At 62.1% G+C, this 3426-nt stretch carries 1 protein-coding gene and 1 pseudogene; both read right to left on the bottom strand.

All coding sequences use genetic code 11. From position 1 onward, the window contains the following. Window positions 1-2722, bottom strand: a pseudogene (locus EOA85_RS30615) (protein ndvB); the annotation flags it as partial. A 247-nt stretch (window positions 2723-2969) separates the two neighbouring features. Then, a partial coding sequence (locus EOA85_RS30610; protein WP_127212222.1) for a HutD family protein occupies window positions 2970-3426 on the bottom strand: 457 nt, incomplete at its 5' end.

Genomic DNA, 3426 nt, shown 5'->3' with positions numbered 1-3426 from the left:
GACGGTAGAGTGTGCGAATGATGGCGTCGGCCATCATCCAGGCCAGATGCGCCATCAGCACGATCTTCAGCGCCACCAGGGCGGTGCCGAAGACAACGTCGCGCGCCAGCGCCGAGAAATGGCCGCGCGGCGTCTGGTCGCCGCTTTTCGGCAGGATGGCGTGGACGATATCGAATGTCGGCGCCATGAAAAGCGTGAGGATCAGCAGCGCCTGCCATTGCGCGGCCTGCGTGAAAGGCAGCAACGTCCAGCCGGCGATCGCCGCCATCACCCAGAAGATCGGCGTCAGCGAGCGGCGCAGATTGTCGACCATCTTCCAGCGCGACAGCGCCGGTACGCCGGAGCGCGGATCGAGAATGAAGCCCAGAAGCTGCCAGTCGCCGCGTGCCCAGCGATGGTGGCGCGACGCGTCGACCGAATAGCGGGTCGGATAGTCCTCGACCAGTTCGACGTCCGTGACCAGCGCCGCGCGTGCCAGGGCGCCTTCGAGCAGATCGTGGCTGAGGATGGTGTTTTCGTCGATGCGGCCCTTCAGCGCCGCTTCGAAGGCGTCGACATGATAGAGGCCCTTGCCGGTGAAGGAGCCGTCTCCGAAGACGTCCTGGTAGATATCCGAGACGGCAAATACGTAGGGATCAAGGCCTCGATTGGCGGAAAACACCCGCTGGAAGAAGGATGCATCGTCGCCGCTGGTCAGGGAAGCGGTGATGCGCGGCTGCAGGATGGTGTAGCCGGCGGTGACAACGCGCTTTGCCGCATCGTAATGCGGGCGGTTGAGCGGATGGCAAAGCTTGCCAACCAAACTGGCGACGGCATCGCGGGTGGTGCGCGTGTCGGCGTCGAGCGTCATCACATGGATAACGTTTTCTGGCAACGGCACATCCAGCGGCAGGAAGGTGGTGTCGCTGTCACCGCGCAACAGAAGATTCAGTTCGTGCAGCTTGCCGCGCTTGCGTTCCCAGCCCATCCAGGCGCGCTGGGATTCATTGTAGAGCCGCCGGCGATGCAGGACGTAGAAGCGCGGCGCCCCTTCGCTGGGATAGCGGGCGTTCAGCCGTGCGATCTCGTCGCGAGCATATTGGAGGATCTCAATATCCGCCGCATCGATTTCGGTTTTGCTGTCCGGCCAATCCGAAAGCAGAGCGAAATGGATTTCGTCCGCCGTGTTGGCCAGGTGATGCACTTCGATATTGCGGATGTTCTCCTCGACGTCGTCGCGCGAGCCGATCAGCGACGGCACCACTACCAGCGTTCGGGCCTCGGGCGGCATGCCGCGTCTGTAGTCGTAGCCGACGAGGCGCGTGGGCTTTAGGAACAACGATACGACAGTGTTGAAGAAGGCAAGCGCGCCTTCGCTGGCCGGCACGGCAAACAGCGCCAGCATCAGGGCGATCGACCATTTGGACAGGCCGAGATTGGCAAGGGCGTTGCCGGAGAGGACCAGAAGCAGGACCGTCAGCGCGAACACCGGCAAGACAATGCCCAGCCATCCGATCTTGCGGAACGCCCGTTTGATCGTGACGCTGACGGTCGGCCGATAGCCGATCGCCTTTTCCAGTTCCAGCCGGCGCGGCCCGACCAGAAAGAACCCGACGTCGGTGTGAGCGGTCGGACCGGTGCCGGTGGTATCGGCGACAGCGGCATGGCCGGCGAGTTCGATCGCCTTTTCGGCAACGCGGAATTCGGAACGATCGGAGCGGCGCGCCATTTCTTCGATCGCGGTCCGGTACTGGTCGCGCGAGAAGAAATCGAGCGCGGCGAAATCGGTGCGCTCGCGCAGCAAGCTATCAATGCGGCTGACACCTTCGAACCAAACCGTCCAGTCGATATCGTTGATAAGCCTGAGGCCGCGGATGATGTTGCCGGTGGTCACATTGCCGCCGGACAGCGTGCGATGCTCGCTGATTATGATTTCCTCGGCATCGGAGCCGGACTTTTCGAGTTCGCCCTCCAGCCATTCCAGCGCCCTGCCGGCATTTTGCGACCCGTCGCGCAGGCGGTAGAGCAATTGGGTGGCAAAGGTGGTGTCTTGTGCATGGGCGACGTAGTTCGACAGGATCGCCTGACGGTCGGCGCTGTCGTCGACCGCCAGCACGCGGTCGGCAACCTCGTTGGCAATCTGGCGCATCTGCCGGGTACGATTGACCCGGACCGCGATCCGGCGAAGATTTTCGATCAGAACGAAGCGCAGCAGCGACGGCAGCGCCCAGAGTTCGCCGATCTTCAGTGGCTCGACGGCCTGAAAGCCTTCGACGATCGCCTTGAACATGGCGGCCGAGACGGAACTGTCCGAATGCGCGACATAGGTCCAGGCCAGCGCAAGCGCGCGCGGCACGCTGGCGCCGTCGCGCAGCTTCAGGGTCGGCAACTCCCGATAGAAACGGTGCGGCAGGTCGCGCTTGACCTGGAAGATGGTTTCCTCGACCAGATAGTTGTTGTCGAGCAGCCATTGCGCCGCCGGCGTAATCGTCTCGCCTCTAGCCTGCGCGGCATTGGTCGAGCGGTAGACTTCGAGGACCTTCCTGGCACTGTCGCGGATGCGTGGCTGGAAATCGAACGGCCCCAGGCCGAACAGATCGTTGACGTCGCCCTTGGCGAGGCTTGTACCCAGCGTGCGCAGGCGCTCTTCCGGCAGGAAATTGGAGCGTATCGGCTCTTCCGTGATGGCCGGGAAGCTTGCGCTCGACTTTTCCATTTGGGTGGGGTCTGTTTGGATATTCATTGAAAATTCCGTATGGGGGACGCGTTAGCGGCGTCACCGCCACGGCAATGTCCCTAAAACCGAATGAAATGCAATTGGTTGCATCGAAACAAGGGCCGAAAGTTTGTTTTCGCACCACAACTTACAGACGAACCACCTCTCCCTCCCGCCGGGACTTGATCGACGGAAGGATTTGGGCTTTTTCGTGATCTGGGCTTGAGCTTACGGCATATTTCGCCGGTGCTGTGATCATGTTTCGAAACAGGCGTTAATCGTTTGCAGCAACGCGATCGATGCGGATCACGAACAGCGTCGCCGGTCGCGCAGGCTCCAGGCACCACTTCAAGGCGTCCGGCCCGAGCAACAGCGTATCGCGCGGTCCGATGCGGACAGGCGCCGCGCCGGCCACCGTGATCTCGCCGTCAAAACACAGGATGAGAGTCACATCGGCCAGCGAGTGGATATCCGTCGAGGTCGAAATCATCACGCGTTCGACGGCATGGGTTATCCGTCCGCGCCGCGTCATAACATTGAGATCGATAATCGGACCGGCGATCAGCGCCGCCTGCGTCGGCACATCGGCCGGAAAGGAAAGCGGGGCGGAAGCTTTGGTCACCGTAGCGGCCGGGCGGCCGGCGATGTCAAGGACAATCCCCTCGCCTTCCAGCACGGCCAAGGTTCGATCCACTTCGGCAAACCCGGAGAATGGCCCACCGCTTTCGACC

The sequence above is a fragment of the Mesorhizobium sp. M5C.F.Ca.IN.020.29.1.1 genome (assembly GCF_003997375.1).
GTDB classification, from domain to species: Bacteria; Pseudomonadota; Alphaproteobacteria; order Rhizobiales; family Rhizobiaceae; genus Mesorhizobium; species Mesorhizobium wenxiniae.
This window is presented reverse-complemented; position numbering and strand designations above follow the sequence as displayed.